Origin of the sequence: Paenibacillus castaneae (assembly GCF_002884445.1) — a bacterium.
Taxonomy (GTDB): Bacteria; Bacillota; Bacilli; order Paenibacillales; family Paenibacillaceae; genus Pristimantibacillus; species Pristimantibacillus castaneae.
The window spans coordinates 4,026,909-4,045,148 of the sequence record NZ_KZ614144.1; the positions used below are offsets into that span (position 1 = coordinate 4,026,909).

Below are 18,240 nucleotides of genomic sequence, written 5' to 3' on the forward strand. Positions count from 1 at the left end.
GTACCAATTCAGAACCACTGTTAAACAAACCTGTTTTCTCTGGTCTTATACTGGCATATCCATTTTGGACTCCTTTTGAAAAATCACTGCCGTGACATTTTGGACATTCGTTCATCATATACCTCCTAGAAAATGGACTTCTACTTTTTGAATATATTCTAAGCTTATATGGGGTTGCTATTTCTCCTCGTACTCCTCAAAGCGGAAGTTATTCAATATAAATTCACCCTGAGCGTAATTCACATCTGCATGCATTGCTCCAATATAAATGGGGGAAATAAAGTTTTCACAAGTAATTCCCACCTTAAATTCCACCGTCAATTGGTTTTGATTCGAGCTAAAATCAACTATATTCCCCCAAACGAGTTCATCGTTGATTTTCCCATAATCCTCTGATTGGAGATCTTTTAGATTTACCTGGTACACCTCGCTGCCAACGGTAAGCTCGCCTCTCAGCTCACCTGTATGATTCATCGTTTTGAATCCGACTGCCTTTTGCAGCTGAGCAATATAACTGATTGAACTAAATAGATGGTCTTCTAATTTATCTGGATTAGGAGCATCCGACGACTGTACAGGAAGCTTCTGCTCCTCGGGTATTTCAATAATATGCAATTCCGATATGGAAATACCGGTTCCTGAACCCGTATTTAATATAATAGCAAGCTCTTCTTTACCATCAGTATTAAAATCGCTTACTGTCATTTGAGGAGGAATGCCTCTCGGTGTCATGTAGATCCAGTCATACTTATACTCACATTCACCGATTAACAAGACCACCCCGTCAGGTTCTCTACTATGCAAGTATATTCCTCTATCAGGTAATTCTGATAGTAATGTCGATTGAGAAGTTTCAGCGACAGGAGCAATTGACTCATCGATGGTTGATCCCTGCTGATTAATCCACGCTAAAGCCATATTATTATTTTGTGCTGAGCATGAAGTGAATAGCAGACATGTCACTAGGCAAGAAAATCCGATTAACATCACTTTTGTTTTTGACCATTCATAAGACATGCTTGCTGCCCCTTCATGAGGACGAAAGCCCCATTTTTTAATTTTTTTATGAATTCGTAAGCATCCGGACCGTTACAGCACAAATCTGGTATCCAACACTAAACTTCTCTAAATAATGACAAATACCTTCACGGAAATAAAAAATGATCAACTCCATTCCTAAAAAATCATCACACCAGAATAAGGCTGTTCAAAGAAAATAAAGGGATCCACATATTATGCATGACTAATATGTGAATCCCTTTATTTTTAACTTCCCTTTAGTTCAACGTAACTCTAAAAGCTACTTTTTCAGTCGTTCCTGCTCCTCCAAATGATTGCGGAGCCGGATCAAATAGTCCGGTGCATCCAGCGGGTCGGTGACGATCAACTCAATGATGCACAGTTGGCTCATTTGCGCTTGTTCTGCTGCAGCAATCGCCTCATCCAGTTCCCGATTGGTGCGCACCTGAGCCGTGAACGCCTTTCCGCCAAAAGCTTCGGCTAGCTTCGTATAATGCCATTCGGGAATCTGATTGTACCGCTGATTGGACGTCTTGACGTTCAAATATTTTTCGATCGTGTAGCCGCCGTTGTTTAGGATAAACAGAATCGGCCGGCAGCCGTTGTTCAGCATCGTGCTGATTTCTTGAACCGTTAGCTGCAGGGAACCGTCTCCCGTAAATAGCAGAACACGCCTGTTTGGTGCTGCGATACATGCCCCTAACGCAGCGGGCGTTGCATAGCCAATGCTCTGCCAACCCTGCTGACAAATATAATCGGCACCCGCTGGAAGCCGCACCTGTGACATGCCGTACGCAAAGGTTCCAGTCTCAACCACAACAATATCCTTGTCCTTCATCATACGTTGTAAGCGCGGATAATAGGATGCCGCTCGAATCGCCTGATCCGGCTCACCGGATATTTCATCATAAGGGAAGGAAATCTGAGGTAAAGCCCCGCTTCGAGTCCAACCGCTCGCGTTCAAGGCTGCGATGAGATCCACCGCCATTACCTGTTCGTACATAGATTCTCCTACACGTACAAACTCTGGCTGGATGTCGATCAGGCGAAGACGGTCAAGCCTCGCTGTATTATTCGCTGAATTGATGTCGGTCCAGATCATTCCGACCGCAATCACACAGTCTGCGCTTTCAACCATATTCCTTACCTGATCGCTGCCGAAAGCTCCGCCGTATACGCCAATATAATTCGGATGCCGTTCGTCAAAGCTGCTCTTGCCAAGCAGGAGCGAAACGGATGGTAGGTTTAAGCGCAGCGCCAACTGTTGAACAGCATCTTTTAACCCATAGCGAAGCGTCAGCATGTCCGAAAGAAGCACCACATTGTTTGTTCCGTTCATCAGTCCGTGAATATGCTTAATGGCTGCCTCAAGGGCAGGCTTGCTTGTCGTGCTCTGCTTCTCTTCCGGGACAACTCGCTGAATGATGGGCTTTGTGACCAGATCAATCGCTACCATCATATAGACTGGCTTGCGCGATCACTTGGCTATGCTTATTGCTAACGGGATTTCCTGTTCTGCGTTCTCCGGTGTCAAAATCGCCGTATAGGCGCACAGGTGTGTGTACACTTGCCGGAATATGTCGAAATCTCCGTTCAGCAGCGTATGATGCATCAGCTTATGCTCCTGCTGATCCATCGATTTCGGAGCTCCTACGATATGCACAAGCGGCACATATTCGCTGTTCGCTCCCGCTATAGTATTGCAGGCACTCATCTCTCCAACGCCAAAGGTTGTAATAAGCGCCGACAAGCCTCGTAGCCGTCCATAGCCGTCTGAAGCATACCCCGCTCCCAGCTCGTTGCGTCCATTGATGAAACGGATTCCTTCATATTGCTCCAACGTATCCAGAAGGCTGAAATTGTAATCGCCGGGTACGCCGAAAATTTCTGTAATGCCCTCCGCTTTCAGACAATCGAATAAATACTGCCCGAGTGTGGGCGAAAGTGCTGCTGGCATGGGCGGCTGCATCTTATCCTTTTTATTTGTAAGCAAAGTCAATGTTATATTCCTCCTTACAGTTTTTCGCAGGATAGCTGGTTTCAAAAGCATGTATAAATTTTCAGATATCCGTTCTAAAATGCCCCATTTGTCCCCTAATCATTCCTGATTTTTCAACGGTTATCGTCGTATGCAACAAAGAAAAACCACAATCATAGCTCTTGTATAAACGCGTGTTTATGGTATACTTTGCTCATCAATACTATTTATTCTAGTGCTAGATTATGGGGACAAAGGACGGGATGAAGATGAGACTTGGAGGGCAAGTTTTTCTTGAAAACAAAAATCCGGAAAGCTGGTCACATGCACTTAAGCAAGCAGGCTTTCGCGCAATGACATGCCCGATAAACGGAGATGATGATATTGGCGAGCTCGACGATTATCTACTCGCAGCAGCACAGAACGATATTCTCATTTCTGAAGTCGGTGCATGGAGCAACCCCATCAGCCGAAACGAGGAATCAAGGCGCGATGCCATTGCATATTGCATTAAACGTCTGGAACTGGCGGAAAGAATGGCTGCGCAATGCTGTGTGAATATAGCCGGTTCTCGTGGCGAACAATGGGACGGTCCCGATCCAGACAATTTCAGCGATGAGACTTTCGAGCTAATCGTGGAGACGACGCGTGAAATTATTGATGCCGTTAAACCAGAACGCACCGTATTCGCATTGGAGATGATGCCGTGGGTATTCCCAGATTCAGCCGACACCTATCTTTCATTGATTAAAGCTATAGACCGAAAAGGCTTTGGTGTTCATTTCGATCCCGTGAACATTATAAGCAGTCCACGTGCGTATTACCGAAATGGTGAGATAATCAAGGACTTTTTCGCCAAGCTTGGGCCTAATATTCGGAATTGTCACGCCAAGGATATTTTGTTAGGAGGCAAATTAACAGTTCATTTGGATGAGGTTATCCCCGGTCAAGGCAATCTCGATTACCGTATATTCCTTACCGAACTGAACAAGCTGCATCCTGATACTACGTTAATTATCGAGCATCTATCGACTAATGATCAGTATAAGCAAGCTAGTGATTACATACGCAAGACCGCTTCAGAGCTAAATATATCCTTATAAAGGAGCACGAAATCATGGATCACGAACAACTCCTTGCTGAATTAGCTGGAGAGGAAGTGGAGCTTCAATTCGATTCGTTTACGAACGAAACAGCACTGCAGGTTGGACTTGGATTAATTGATCAAGCTAAATTAGAAGGCAAATCCGTTACTATCGATATTAGACGTGGAGAACAACAGCTATTTCATTATGCGTGCCCGGGTACTTCGGCGGACAATGATGACTGGGTCATGCGGAAAGCTCGCGTTGTTAATCGATTCGGAATCAGCTCCTATCGTATGGAAGTGGAATTACGAGCTGCGAACACAACGCTAGCCGAGCGTTATTCATTATTACCATCGCTCTATGCTCCCTATAACGGTGCTTTCCCCATATATGCCCGCGGTTTCGGCGTAATTGGAACAATCGCTGTATCCGGACTGCCCGGCGATCAAGATCATAAGCTGATTACATCAGTCCTCCGAAAAATAATTACAGGAAATTAACTTCTTGCAGGAATCTAACTGCTGCACGGGCAAAATAAAAAAGAGGGGCTCGTCCCCTCTTTCAATCCATCTCCGATCCCCTTCAAGCATTAAGCTTCTTCATAACTTTCTCCACTCTCTTGCGTTTCGAGTCTTTTTCAATTTCGCTAAGTCGTGATGCAAGTACGTCTATGAACATCGTTTTATTCTTATCATTAATAATAGGAACCGCATTCTCTGCATACATCGGAAGCTGGTTTGTCGGGCAGTTCTTAAGCTGCTCAACAAGCAAGGAAAATGCATGTTCAGCATATTGCTCGGTAGAAGCAAGTTTAATCAGTATACCTACTCCATGATCTCTCGTAATAACAGAGCCCATGTTGGCTATATCGATAATTTTTGCAATTTCCGAATAAATGGCGCTCGGAGTTATAAGTGTTATTGTGTCCAGCGCCGTCATAGCTCCCCACACTAGACGATTGTTTTTGCTGTCTAGAAGAGCTATCAATTCTTTGCTGTAATCCGCAATTAAAGACGGTTCGAGCTCCCCGATTTCATAGAGAACCTTAATGCCATCGCTTTGAATATTTTTGTCCTTGTGGTTTAAGAGGTCAACAAGCTCTTTCACTGCGTTTTTATCGGCTTGGTCAGCAATATTTTTGGCTAGCTCCTGATTGGGAGCCTCGTCTTTGCGGTTAAGTGATGTAGCTAATTGGTCGATGATTGCCATCTGTAATATCTCCTCTTTGGTCCGTTGGATACGTTTCATTTCAAAGTCTAAGAAACATCCACTTTATCATATTTTCAAGTAAATAGACTTTATCCACCAAATGCAATGCGGTATCCGTCTACATCTTGAATTGTAAATTCACTAAAAAAATCATTCAAATGAGGACCATTTACAATCTCTACCCCAATGGCTGTAATCTCTTCAAGTAATTCTCTTACATCCGTATAACAAAAGGCGTCAAAGTATAATCCGCCCTCCACAGAGGAGAATGGCCTAACGTCCGCTGAATGCTTTGCTTGATGCAAAATAAACGTAACAGAATCTCTAGTCATATGAACATGCTGTACATCCGGTCCTCCAATAAGTTCATACTCAAATCCAAGCTTTTTATAAAACTCGACGGATGCCTCTAAATGACTGACCAGTAATACCATGGTTGGACCTGTTAACTTTACATTCCCCATCTGATTACCTCCATTTCATTTAACTACTATTTAATTCTTCTTTTTCATTTTGTTTCCTGCTTTTTCTATATTTTCAGCCATTCTAAATTTAACAATCTTGCTTATTAATTCATAAGGCATTGGCTTTTCTATAGGAAATTGGACTGACCCTTTTGCCCCTTTATATTGTGACAATTCATGCTTAAACGCACGTATTCCACTTGCAGTCGGATAGAATCCGATGTGTTTTTTATAAGCAGCGAAATACACCAAATTTCCATGCAGATCAAAAGCAGGCATTTGATAGCTTATTTTTTCCTTTGCAGCTGGTGCAGACTCCTTGATAACCTTTCTTAGCGATTCAAGTATTTCCTGCACCTCTTGTGGAAAATTTGAAATATAGTCATCAATGGATTCAAAAGTGGTTTTGTTTCCTTCCATGTTTTCATCCTTTCATAGACCTTAGTTTGTCGTATTACTTACTTACAGAATACGATTTCGACGCTTCTCTATACTGTATCTGCCAATCATTTCAATATTAATCCTTATATGTCTCTCCATTTAATAATATTTTCCAAATAACTGTATGTAAAGGACTAATTAAGCGAGGCGAATCCTCCACTTCACCTCCTCTTGTACTCGATCAAACTTATGTTTAAGCGGTGTACTGTTGATTTCGTGCTGGAAGGTAGTGGCCGTACTGGATTAGCGAATTGAACTTCACTATGAGTGAAGCAAACCTCACTAATTTTCCTCATCATTAGTACGTTTGGCTAATGTGTGAAGCTAACCTCACTTTTGCTGAACTTAGGTTCACCATTAGTGAACATTTCTTCACTATCGTCTAATTATGCCCAGTTCAAACGTTTGCTAGAGAAGCTGCCTTCACTAATAGTGTAAGTAACTTCACTCTTAATTTGCCTCTTAGTTTAATGGCGAGTGATGTATCCCTGTTCCTCCACATATGTTGAAACGACCTGAAGGGAAAATACCAAAATCGCTATATCAGCCTATTCCTAACGTCTGACGTATAAAAAAGACCGAGCGAAATATCCTCGGCTTAATCATTTAATCCCTTCCCACTCAGAATATGCTGCATATATTTTTCAATCCTTGATTCTCTCGTTTTGGATTGTTTGGGTTCAGAAAAATAGTAAATGTATGCTCTTTGCCGTCCGGGCGTCAGTGCTTCAAAAGCAGTTTTCAAGGCATGGATTTCATCGAATTTATTCTGTAATTCTTCAGGAATTATGTATTCTGAGTTTTTCTTAAAATTCACTTCCAAACCGGCTTTTTCAACTTCAATGGCTTCATAAATATAGGCTTTCAATATGGTTTCCATTTCAACTATTTCTTGAACATTGGTGAACCGAATCTGGCGCGCCGCCTGCACATTCTCCGTTTGTTGGATTAGGATACCATTAGCATCTTTTAACAAGGCACCTTTGTGAAACAGAAGCGCACAGTATTCTTTAAATCCATGTATTAAAACTATGTTTTTATTCTGAAACGTGTAACAAGGATGCATCCACTTATATTCTTCGGTTAGCTCACAGTCAAGAACGATATTTCTCAACTTCTCATATTCGTCCTTCCACTTTTTAGCCTTGCTTAAAAATCCATCAACCTTAGGATTCATTCTACTCTTTGTCATCAAGCAATACTCCTCTTCATCATAATCATATCTCAGCATCTTACATGCTTGCGTTATGATGCATATTTGGACTTATTTAAAAGGCAATTCAACCAAGTTAGTAACTTGCTGAACTGCCTTTTATTTTTTTAACTTATTGCTCTAACTCTGCTTAAACGATGGGGAACCAACCTGGTATGCTTGTATAGTACTCCCACATCTGATCTGAAATCACCAGCTCTTTTTGATCTTCTTTTGATAAAGTGGTACGAATTTTTTCTTCTTCACCAGCTTCTACCTTCTGTACCCAATGAGGTTCCATAATCAATTCCCGCCCTAAAGCGATTAAAGGTATCCCTGTTTCCAATGCTTTCATCACTTCATCGGGTGTGCGCAGCATCCCAACACCCATTACTGGAATTCGATCACCAACTCGATCATGAATCATTACACCACGCGATGTTTGATCATTTGCATCACGGATCGAGCCGTTCCAAAATGCTCCCACCGAAATGTGGAGGTAATCCAATTGCTGATCAGCCAATCTGTCCACTAAATGCAACGTATCATCCATGGTGATACCCGGATTCTCCCTTTCTTCTGGAGATAGACGATAGCCGATGATGAAAGGTTTTTTTGCATGTTCCTTAACAGCTTTCTTAACTGCTTCTACAACAGCTAGCGGGAAAGCCATACGCTTTTCGAGCGTACCTCCCCATTGATCCGTTCTTCGATTTGAGTGCGGAGAAAAGAATTGCTGAATTAAATACGTATTAGCACCATGAATTTCCACTCCATCGTATCCTGCTTCGATGGCTCTTCGAGTTGCTTCTCCAAAGGCCTTAACCATATCAGTTATCTCTTCAGCCGTCATTTCACGCGGTTTTATAGCATCCTCGCGTTCCGCTGCTACAGCACTTGGGGCAATGGGCTGAAGATCGGGCAATAGCTCCGGCGGACACATTCTACCGCCATGAAAAATTTGCAAGATGGCCTTGGATCCTTTTTCTTGGATAGTTGTTGCTACCCGTTTTAGACTAGGAATTAAAAAATCAGAATCTGCTCCAAATTCGCCAGGGAACCCTTTTCCGTTTCTGGTTACGTAAGTGCATGCGGTAATCACCATGCCCACACCACCGGCACGCTTATGATAATAGGCAACTTCTTCATCTGAAACCTCACCATTATCATGGGAAGCAGTATTGGTCATGGGTGCCATCACAATTCGGTTCTTTATTTCGATGCCAGAACGGAAAGTAAATGGTTTAAAAGCAACTTTAGATTTAGAATTCATGTTTGTATTTCTCCTTTTGTGTTATTCAGGTAGGTTAACGCTGCCTAAATATTTTCATTTTTTATGCTACCGACAAGCATGGTTCAGGTATAATGCTTACTAGTGGGTTACGGTTTGATGATATCTGCGACGATTTCATAGGAACGCAGGCGTGCCTCGTGGTCAAACACCTGGGCGATGACCATTATTTCGTCAGCTTGGGTATCGTTCAAGAAAGATTGCAGCTTTTCTTTCACCGTTCCAGGACTACCGAAGATGGACGAGCCAAGCTGCTGCTCCAACGCTTGTTTCTCGTACTCACTCCATAAGCTGTCCATGCTGTCCACAGGCGGTTGCAGCTGCACTTCCTTGCCCCGGATCAGGTTTAGGAATTGCTGCTGCAGCGTTGTTCCCAGGCGGTTCGCTTCCTCATCTGTATCGGCGGCAATAACGTTGACACCGACCATAGCGTATGGCTTCTCCAGTACTTTCGAAGGCTTGAAAGAACGCCGATATAATTCCAACGCCGGCACGGTGTTGCCGGGCGAGAAGTGACTAGCGTAAGCAAACGGCAGACCGAGCTGCCCGGCCAGCTGTGCGCTGTACCCGCTGGAGCCGAGCAGCCAGATGGGAATAGTTAGTCCCTCCCCGGGGATCGCCTTGACATGCATAGTGCCTGATGCTAACGAGGGATCGAAATAGGCCCGCAGCTCGTCCAATTGCTCAGCGAAATCCTGGCCGTCATTCCTGCCGTCGCGACGCAGCGCGCGAGCGGTACGCTGATCTGTGCCGGGTGCCCGTCCAAGACCGAGATCGATGCGTCCCGGGAACAGGGATTCAAGCGTCCCGAACTGCTCCGCGATCACTAGCGGCGAATGATTGGGAAGCATGATACCACCTGAGCCCACCCGGATTGTGGATGTGCCAGCCGCGACATGGGAGATCACAACGGAAGTGGCGGAGCTGGCGATAAAAGGCATATTATGGTGTTCCGCGAGCCAGTACCGGTTATAACCCCACTTCTCTGCATGCTGGGCAAGGACCAGTGTGTTGCGAAACGACTCGGCAGGACTGCCGCCGTCGACGATAGGAGATAGATCTAGCACGGAGAATGGTATATCGCTCAGTCGTTTGTTTGTTTTATTTGCAGACATATCGTCTTCCTCATTTCATTTTTGTTATTTTGCCGCATTCGCCAAAATTTCATAAGAACGCAAACGGGCCTCATGATCGAATATTTCGGTGTGCGCCATGATTTCATCCGCCCCGGTCCTTTCAATCAACTCACGCAATTGCTGTTTAATAGCGGATGGATCACCAATGAGGGAAGTAAACAGTTGTTCTTCAACCGCTTTTCGTTCCTCGTTGCTCCAGACGGAATCCATGTCGTCAACCGGAGGCTGAAGCAGAGCGGTTTGTCCGCGTGTTAGCAGCAAAAACTTTTGGTACATAGAAGTGGCAAGTCTTTGTGCTTCTTTATCAGAATCGGCGGCAACAGCTTGTACGGATAAAAGCACATAGGGTTTATCCAGCATCGGGGACGGTAGGAAGTTCTCCCTGTAAACGGCCAACGCATCCATCATATTGCCTGGAGCGAAGTGGCCTGCAAACGAATAGGGCAAGCCCAGCTTTCCGGCCAATTCGGCGCTGTACAAGGCCGAGCCTAACAGCCATATCGGTACCTTCGATTGTTCACCGGGAATGGCGCGGAAGCGATGGGCACCATTCCCGGTTGCCGTTCCGGAACCATGCAGATAAGCTATCAGTTCCTGCAGCCGCTCATCAAATTCAGGTTCTCCGGCAGTCCGTTGACGGATTAGATTTGCTGTGTACCGATCTGTGCCAGGCGCCCGTCCCAACCCAAGATCAATCCGCCCCGGAAAGAAAGCCTCCAAAGTGCCAAATTGCTCCGCCACCGTGAACGGTGAGTAATGGGAAAGCAGCATGGCCCCTGAACCGATGCGGAGGTTCTGTGTCACGGAGGCCACCCTGCCAATCACGATCGGGGATGCGGAACTGGCCATTCCGATCCAATTGTGATGCTCCGCAAGCCAAAAACGTTTGTAGCCCCATTGTTCGGCTTTCTTTGCCAAAACAAGGGTATTGGCAAGTGACTGTTCAGCCGAACCACCTTCAATGATAGGTGAGGGATCGAGCACGGATAATGGCGTATTCGCAATGTCTGACATGATGGCATACTTCCTTTATTCATTATTGTGTGATATTCATGTTGTAATGGTCATCTGATGGGTAGGGAAATAAGGCAATACCTCTTCACCCAACTCCTGGATGACCTCCTCCGGAGGACGCCAGGAAAAATACAGGACAAAAGCGAGATGGTTGACGCCTATTCGCTGAAATCTATGAAGCAACTCCACCAAATGATGGCGTCCGAGACGATAGCCTAATGGAATTTCCTCCGGTGAATCATCAGGATTTTCCGATAAATCAATAAATAAAGTTTGAGAGAATGGTTTAAACACGCCGGGCGCTTTCATCTCCATCAATGTGCGATAATCCCGGATAAGCATTTCCTGTTTATCAACATTTCTGGGGTACTGTATCCAACCATCGCCATGTTCAGCAATCCAATTCATGGTTTGTTGGCTGAATCCCGTCACCATCGTCGGAATTGCTGTTACGGGACGGGGAATCAACTGCATTTCACTGCCGTCAAAAACGCCTAGGTTCGATTCAATCGATGCATTCTCATTCCGCAGTAGCCCGTCAATAAATTCATAGCTCTCCCGGAAGAGCTCACCTCTTTCCTCTTTTTGGACTCCCAAAGCCGTAAAATCCATTTCGCGATCCCCCGAAGCTACACCCATAATTAATCGGTTCGGAAACAAGCGGTGTATGGATGCGGCTTCCTTTGCTACTCGGACTGGGTGACGCAACGGAAGGACGACACCCGCAGTCCCTAACATGATTTCTTTTGTATGCGCGGCGAGATAAGTTAAATAAATCCATAAATCATACATTTGGCCATTATCGTCTATGTGAAGATTCTGCATGGTTACATCCCGCAGCCAAAGTGCAGCAAATCCGTAATCTTCGATTTTGCGAGCCAGATGCAGCTGATTTTCCATGTGCGGCGTCTTTGTCATCTTTTCGGTTGGTAACACAAACCCAAGCGTCAACTTATTTTTCTGATACATTTTTCGGTATCCGTCATGCTCCAACTGCTTACCCCACCTTAATCATTTGTAATTATCAATTCCTGTTCTTTTATATTGGCTTTTGGTCCTAAAATTTCTGGATTAAACTCCCGCAGAGGCTGCTCTGTCAGGATGCGCTGAGGCCAGTCATGGTTGGCAAGCGCTCCTTTACCCAAGGTAATAAGATCAGCATCACCACGCATCAATAACTGTTCCGCTTTATCAGGATCTTCGAGATTGCCATTCGCCATCACTGGTACAGTACCGAATTTCTTAGCCAATGCGGCAAGCGTAAGTTCAGTTCCTTCAAATGCCGCCCGAGTCGCATCATATTCGGTTACATGGATATAATCCAGGCCCGCCCTGCTGAAACTTGAAAAAATGATTTCGGCATCCTTTTCAGCCCCAGCCCATTTATGATGGTAGTCACTGACTTTCCCTTGGGAGATACGGATTCCTACGACAAAATCAGCCCCAACCGCTTCACGCACTGCGTTAGCGACCTCAATCAGAATACGAATCCGGTTCTCTGTTGAACCTCCATATTCATCTGTTCTTTCATTCATATAATCCGTCAGAAACTCATCAAGTAAATAGCCGTTGGCACCATGGATTTCCACGCCATCGAACCCTGCTTCTTTTGCCCTCTTGGCCGCTTCCGCAAAACCATGAACAACCTCTTGAATGTCTTCTTTTGTCATTTGTTTTGGTTTCTTGTAAGGGCCCTCCCCGACATAGAACGGAAGCTGTTCACCTTTTGCTGGTATGTCAGAGGGCGCGATGATCTCGCTCTTATAACGATTTCCTTGTGACTGCGCACCTGCATGCATCAATTGGACAATGATCTTTGATCCGGCTTGATGAACCGCCCCGGTTACTTTTCTCCATGCATCGATATGCTTCTCATTTGCAATTCCTGATTGGTTCAGATACCCTTGGCTATACATTTCATCGGGATAGGCGCCTTCCGTGATCAAGAATCCAAAACCGCCCTGTACAAAGCTTTCATAATAATTCATCATGATTTTGGTTGCTTGGCCGTCTTCAGATGCGCTAATTCTGGTCATTGGCGCTACACCAATACGATTCTTTAGTTTCAGTTTACCAATCTGTATATCAGACAAAAGACGGGGAAATTTATTTAGGTGAGCAGCTGTTGTCAAGTTGATTTCTCCTTTAAATTTGGTTGGTGTTGTTTTACAAATTATGCCCCATATTCGGATAACTCATTTGTATATCTATATATCTATTTTTCTCGATATATTAGGGAATTAGATACATGGAAGATATCCAATGCAGGGTATCAGCCATGTATGCCTGTATCCGGTCCTATAAACCATTTTTCATATAAACAGCCAATTCTTGAATAGCCTCTTCGTTTCTTTTGTAATACGTCCATTGACCATAGCGGTTCGCTTGTAACAAACCGGCCCTCTGAAGCAGTAAAAGATACTGAGAAACGGTCGATTGAGATAAACCTGCCTTTTCCTGAATGTGGCTGACACAAACCCCGATTTTTTTACTTTCACCGCCTTCTTGCGTGGGAAAGTGTTTCTCAGGTTCCTTTAACCAATCGAGAATATTCAAGCGTGTTTCATTCGCCAGCGCCTTAAAGATGAGTATTGGGTTCATGACAATTATTATATCGTTAAATCTAGATATGTCAATGCATAATGATGCCATAGTTGAAAATACTGTTGGATTAAATTATGCAGCAATAGCATAGTCCATTGTTTTACCAACTAATGCTAGACTGCCTGTGTTGATCACTCACGGCTTTTCGAATTACACAAGCCCAATGCAACCCTCGAAGTTCGATTAACTAGATTCGAGGTTGACGTATGTGCTGTTCGAATGGCCATATGACAAGCCTATCTTTCTTTAACTCCCTAAGCTTCATTCCGTAACAATCGCTTCTGATTTCCAGCTACAAAGTTTTGGATATACTCCAATTGCTCTTCATTAGGCATTGTCTTCTTTACCTCATTAAATTTGGAAACAGCTTTATTCAGGTCAGCTTCTTTATCCACGATTTCCCCGATATGAGTTAGTTCATCCAAAAAGCTCCACATTTCTGCATGCGTTTTTGGATCCTGATGCCCTGTCACATAGTAATCCACATCGTACTTTTTTATTTTATCTAATAAGATGGTGAGTACGTTTAGGTCATAACTCCATTCCCCGCTATAAAAGTCCTGATAAATACAATCGCCTAGAAAAATTACCTTTTCATCAGGAATATATACAATGGACGAATCCTGTGCGTGAACTCCTCCAACATGCTCAACGATACAGGACACCCCACCCAAATCCATCTCTATTTTGCTATTAAAAGAAATATCAGGTGCCTTCAACTCCAAATGATCCCTTGTCGGCATTTCACGTTTGATCATATCTCTACAAAACTCAATTTCTTCGCCGGTCTCTACCCGGGCATTTAATGAAGCGTCATCCCATGCTAGAGTTTTCAAATATTGTATCTTTTCTTTCGTTAGGTCATGGCTAATTGACAATAACTTCATCGTGTTCATACCGAAAATATGATCCCAATGCCAGTGTGTAAGAACAACAAACTTCACCGGTGCAATATCCATTTGTCCAACGAAATTGAGGAAGTCCCTTGCATGAGCAGGTGAATTGCCTGAATCAACGATCACGCTAAACTCGTCTCCACAAATTAAACCGAGTGTTGGACGATCAGTCTCCGAATAATGGGGCATATAGTGTACTCTATTTGAAAGTTTTTTTAGCATTTACTTTACCTTCTCTTTTGTTATTTTAAAAAGCAGCTTGTTACAACCAGACCTTATTATATTATATCCTCTTGTTCGAAGTATATTTAAATCCAATGGCAATTTGTTGTAGCACGAAAGAGCAGCTTTCATTCGTTCGGACTTACTCACTACTACGGAGCGATCTACCATTTCGCAGCCCATCGATTTGGCTTTCCCTTAAGGTTATACCTCCCCCTACCTTGTCTGCGTTTGCACTAAGGAAACTACTAGACTTCCCTCAGTTATCTGCATGTTCTTCTCCATCCTGCGTCCTTCTTCCTTATAAAGCTAGGACAACTTCTTCGACTACGGCACTTTAAAGGGTAAAGTTAGCGAGTGGCTTTGAACCCCTTAGATTGTGCGAATGTAAGGCACGTAAAAAAAACGCCCGATAATAGAATCAGGCGTTCCAAACTAATCTATTGATTTCGGCAACATATCAGCCTTTGACAGCGCCGGCGGCGATACCCTTGACGATATGCTTTTGCATAATAATAAAGAAGATGAATATCGGCACCAAGGTGATGACCGTAAGTGTCATGAACATCGGCCAATCAACGGTAAATTCGCCTTTGGCTTTATAGATTTGCAGAACGAGTGTCGATTTGGAGGATGAGTTCAAAAACAGCATAGGTGCCAAAAAGTCGTTCCATATCCACATCGTCTGAAAGATGATACTCGTTATCGTAATGGGCTTAAGCAGCGGAAAGATGATTCGCCAGAAGATGCCCCCTACACTACAGCCATCGATGACGGCCGCTTCGGGCAGCTCCCGCGGTATCGACTTCATATAGCCCGTCATTAGGAAGAAGACGAAAACAGAGCCGCTCATATACAGAATGATCAAACCGTATATTTTGTCGATCAGGTGCAAATCACTCATCAGTTGGAATAAGGGAATGAGAGTCGCTTGGAAAGGAATCATAAATCCGGCAAGTAAATAGAGCATAGCAAACCGTGTTAATCGATTCGCATTGAACACAACCGGGTATGCCGCCATCGCACCAATTAAAACAATCAATACGACAGAACAGGCGGTGATTGTCAAACTGTTCAAAAAGCTGCGCAAGATCGATGTTTCCTCGAAAACCTGGACATAGTTTTTAAAGATCCATTTCGAAGGGAGAGCCATCGGGCTCCTTGCGGCATCTTGCATCGTTTTGAACGTGTTGACAATGATCAAATAAAACGGGAAGAACGCAATCAATCCGGCAGGGAGCATGAGTATGTCTAGAATCCATAACCGTTTTTTAAAGGTCTTCGTCATTGTATGCCCTGCTCCCTTCGTTGCATTACTGTAACTTGGAAGATAGCAATCGCTAACACGATTAGGAAAAAGACGATCGACATTGCCGATGCTAGGCCGTACTGTGTTTCAGATATTCCCCTTAATACGATTACCTGGGTTATCGAGTAAGTTTCATATCCAGGCCCGCCCTTCGTCAGTGCGAATGGAATCTCGAATACTTTGAGCCCGCCGGTAAGCAGCAGCATGACGCTGACCGTCATCGCAGGTGCGAGAAGCGGAAAAGTTATAAACCGAATTTGCTGTAAACGGTTCGCCCCATCTATTGAGGCAGCTTCATAATAATCTTTCGGAATGGATTGCAGAAATGCCAAATACAACACTGCGTGCCACCCTGTTATCGCCCATGTTGCCACGACGATCGTTGACAGTTTCGCCAGTAACGGAGCGGACAGCCATGGCTGCGGACCGATATTAAACAACTCTCTAAGGACAGTGTTCAGTACGCCCGACCCAATCGGTGCAAGAATAAATCCCCAAATATAGGCAAGCAGCAAACCGCTTGGGATTGACGGGAAGAAAAAGATGGCGCGATGAATGTTTCTTGTTAAAAACTTTTGATCCAATATCATAGCGAGCGGGATAGCTAACAACGTAACAAGTAAAGCCTTGCCAAAAGTAAAAAATAACGTATAGGAAATGGCGGATGTAATCGCATCATCACTAAATATCCGCACATAGTTTTTCAAGCCAATAAAATCATATGCCTCCGTATATCCGTCAAAATTAGTAAAACTCAAGAAAAACGATTTGATCAGCGGATAGATCGTAAACAATGAGTATATAGCTAGAATCGGAAGCAAAAACAATTGAAACTGTAGTTGACGAACAAATTTGACCATAATTTGCCTCCTTTGAGACTTTGATAGATTATGTCGGCAGTCGATAAAACTGCATCGGAAGCATACAATTAATAGAGGATCAAGGCGTAAAGAGTTGAAGAGAGGGTAGTAGGTTTCACTATCCCTCTGCTTAACCTAATTCCGATTATTTATTTTCCATTTCTTTCAGTTTCTTATCTAGTGAAGCCGTTGCTTGCTCCGGTGTTATTTTGTTTACTGCTATATCTTGGATCGATACAAGGAATTGATTGCGCAGCGCTTCTTGATGCCTGTCCCACGATACCATTGGCAAGTAAATCTTTCCTGCCATCAGCCCGTCGTTATATGCTGGTGCATACGCTGGGTGTACTTTGCTTTCATAGCCGTGAGCTGTAATGATGCCGCCTGTGCCTTCCTCGAATTGCTTCAACCCTTCTTGCGTTGTCATATACTCGAGGAACAGCAAAGCTTCTTCCTTGTTTTTCGTTTTACTGTTGACAGCGAAACCTACACCAGGAGCACCGTTATAATATTTGTTGCCTGGTTCTTTTCCTGGAATCGCCATAATTTCGAACTCAATGTCGGGATTCGTTTTCTCAATTGTAGCGATGTTCCAAGGGCCGCCAGGGAACATTGCCACGTTGCCAAGGGAGAACTCGTTCATCACTTGGTCACCTGTCAGTCCAATCATGTCTGGCGTCAAAATTTTATTATCGATAAGTCCTTCCTTCCACATCGTTAACACTTCAGTCCATCCTTCAGCAAATGTTGCCTCGCCCTTAAACAGCTTCTCGTCGAACGTTGGGTCTTTAGAAAGTACATTGCTGCCGAACATGGCGGAATGAATAATCGTAATATCATGCATTCTGTCATAGAGTGGAATGATGCCCACTTCTTTAAGCTTCAAGCAGTCCTGAATGAACTCATCCCATGTTTCTGGCAATTGAGTGATGCCAGCTTTTTGAAACAATTGTTTGTTATAAAACAAGCCGCCTGCCCATCCGCTTTGCGTGAAGGCATACGTTCTTCCAGCTTTACTAAGCATCGGTTTGTTACTGTCCAACATAACGGACATGAATGGTTCGTCAGTCAAATCGAGTGCGTAACCGCCATCGATAATCTCATTACGGTTTTCTGCGGCGATGATGAAAATATCAGGTGCCGTATTAGACAACAGCATCGTCTGAAGTTTAGCAATGTAATCTTTTACAGGTGGAGCAAATTGAAAATCGAATGAAATATGCGGATATTTTTCTTTGAAGCCGTCAATAACAGGTTTCATCTCTTTTTCATTGTTCCATGCAAGAATGCTTAGCTTGACTGGTTTAGGTGTATTTTTACCCTTTGTAGCATTGTTGGTCGTACCTTCATTACCGGTATTGCCGGTATTGCCGGTATTGCCGGTATTGCCTGTATTTCCCGTATTGCTGTTTTTGCCGCATGCAGCGAGCACGACTGACAAACAAAGGATAGTGATTAATAACAGCAGAGACGTTTTCTTCATGTTTGACTAACCCCCATGTAATCTTTTTTTGTA

17 protein-coding genes and 1 pseudogene are annotated in these 18,240 nt (G+C 43.9%); 2 read left to right on the plus strand and 16 right to left on the minus strand.

Annotated features, from left to right (window positions below; genetic code table 11):
• Positions 1-177: 177 nt before the first annotated feature.
• Positions 178-804, minus strand: coding sequence for a hypothetical protein (locus tag CEF13_RS18365; protein ID WP_146022734.1), 627 nt, complete (start codon positions 802-804; stop codon positions 178-180).
• A 496-nt stretch (positions 805-1,300) separates the two neighbouring features.
• Positions 1,301-2,989: pseudogene (locus CEF13_RS18370) on the minus strand (alpha-keto acid decarboxylase family protein).
• Between the two features lie 272 nt (positions 2,990-3,261).
• On the opposite strand from CEF13_RS18370, the gene CEF13_RS18375 reads away from it, so the two are divergent.
• Together CEF13_RS18375 and CEF13_RS18380 are read left to right on the plus strand one after the other, a co-directional pair.
• Entirely contained in the window at positions 3,262-4,101 is an 840-nt protein-coding gene (locus tag CEF13_RS18375) for a sugar phosphate isomerase/epimerase family protein (RefSeq protein WP_243864298.1), read from the plus strand.
• A gap of 14 nt (positions 4,102-4,115) precedes the next feature.
• Positions 4,116-4,586: a heme-degrading domain-containing protein gene (locus CEF13_RS18380; RefSeq protein WP_102712752.1), complete on the plus strand. Its 471-nt coding sequence runs from the start codon at positions 4,116-4,118 to the stop codon at positions 4,584-4,586.
• Positions 4,587-4,668: 82 nt separating this feature from the next.
• Here CEF13_RS18380 and CEF13_RS18385 read toward each other — a convergent pair whose 3' ends face one another.
• The 14 genes from CEF13_RS18385 to CEF13_RS18450 form a co-directional block, all read right to left on the minus strand.
• Positions 4,669-5,295, minus strand: a complete 627-nt coding sequence (locus tag CEF13_RS18385) for a HEAT repeat domain-containing protein (RefSeq protein ID WP_102712754.1) — start codon at positions 5,293-5,295, stop codon at positions 4,669-4,671.
• Between the two features lie 89 nt (positions 5,296-5,384).
• On the minus strand, positions 5,385-5,759 hold the full coding sequence (locus CEF13_RS18390; RefSeq protein ID WP_102712756.1) for a VOC family protein: 375 nt from the start codon (positions 5,757-5,759) through the stop codon (positions 5,385-5,387).
• Positions 5,760-5,789: 30 nt separating this feature from the next.
• Positions 5,790-6,179: an iron chaperone gene (locus tag CEF13_RS18395; RefSeq protein WP_102712758.1), complete on the minus strand. Its 390-nt coding sequence runs from the start codon at positions 6,177-6,179 to the stop codon at positions 5,790-5,792.
• A gap of 619 nt (positions 6,180-6,798) precedes the next feature.
• On the minus strand, positions 6,799-7,392 hold the full coding sequence (locus CEF13_RS18400) for a YdeI/OmpD-associated family protein (RefSeq protein ID WP_102712760.1): 594 nt from the start codon (positions 7,390-7,392) through the stop codon (positions 6,799-6,801).
• A gap of 151 nt (positions 7,393-7,543) precedes the next feature.
• Entirely contained in the window at positions 7,544-8,665 is a 1,122-nt protein-coding gene (locus CEF13_RS18405) for an NADH-dependent flavin oxidoreductase (protein WP_102712762.1), read from the minus strand.
• Between the two features lie 107 nt (positions 8,666-8,772).
• Entirely contained in the window at positions 8,773-9,798 is a 1,026-nt protein-coding gene (locus tag CEF13_RS18410; protein WP_102712764.1) for an LLM class flavin-dependent oxidoreductase, read from the minus strand.
• 24 nt (positions 9,799-9,822) lie between these two features.
• Positions 9,823-10,833: an LLM class flavin-dependent oxidoreductase gene (locus CEF13_RS18415; protein ID WP_102712765.1), complete on the minus strand. Its 1,011-nt coding sequence runs from the start codon at positions 10,831-10,833 to the stop codon at positions 9,823-9,825.
• Positions 10,834-10,869: 36 nt separating this feature from the next.
• Complete coding sequence (locus CEF13_RS18420; RefSeq protein WP_102716439.1) at positions 10,870-11,802, minus strand: TIGR03571 family LLM class oxidoreductase; 933 nt, start codon at positions 11,800-11,802, stop codon at positions 10,870-10,872.
• A gap of 38 nt (positions 11,803-11,840) precedes the next feature.
• A complete protein-coding gene (locus CEF13_RS18425) occupies positions 11,841-12,965 on the minus strand; it encodes an NADH:flavin oxidoreductase (RefSeq protein WP_279588821.1) in 1,125 nt (374 codons plus the stop codon).
• A 166-nt stretch (positions 12,966-13,131) separates the two neighbouring features.
• The gene (locus CEF13_RS18430) at positions 13,132-13,434 is read right to left on the minus strand and encodes an ArsR/SmtB family transcription factor (protein ID WP_091176709.1); all 303 of its coding nucleotides are present in this window, start codon (positions 13,432-13,434) and stop codon (positions 13,132-13,134) included.
• A gap of 257 nt (positions 13,435-13,691) precedes the next feature.
• Positions 13,692-14,555: an MBL fold metallo-hydrolase gene (locus tag CEF13_RS18435; protein WP_102712767.1), complete on the minus strand. Its 864-nt coding sequence runs from the start codon at positions 14,553-14,555 to the stop codon at positions 13,692-13,694.
• Positions 14,556-15,015: 460 nt separating this feature from the next.
• On the minus strand, positions 15,016-15,843 hold the full coding sequence (locus CEF13_RS18440) for a carbohydrate ABC transporter permease (RefSeq protein WP_102712769.1): 828 nt from the start codon (positions 15,841-15,843) through the stop codon (positions 15,016-15,018).
• Positions 15,840-16,724 carry a carbohydrate ABC transporter permease gene (locus tag CEF13_RS18445; protein ID WP_102712771.1) on the minus strand — a complete coding sequence of 295 codons (885 nt, stop codon included), beginning with the start codon at positions 16,722-16,724 and terminating at the stop codon, positions 15,840-15,842. The genes CEF13_RS18440 and CEF13_RS18445 overlap by 4 nt, the downstream gene beginning before the upstream one ends.
• 145 nt (positions 16,725-16,869) lie before the next feature.
• Positions 16,870-18,207 (minus strand): ABC transporter substrate-binding protein, encoded by a 1,338-nt coding sequence (locus tag CEF13_RS18450; protein ID WP_102712773.1) that lies wholly within the window; start codon positions 18,205-18,207, stop codon positions 16,870-16,872.
• Positions 18,208-18,240: the final 33 nt, after the last annotated feature.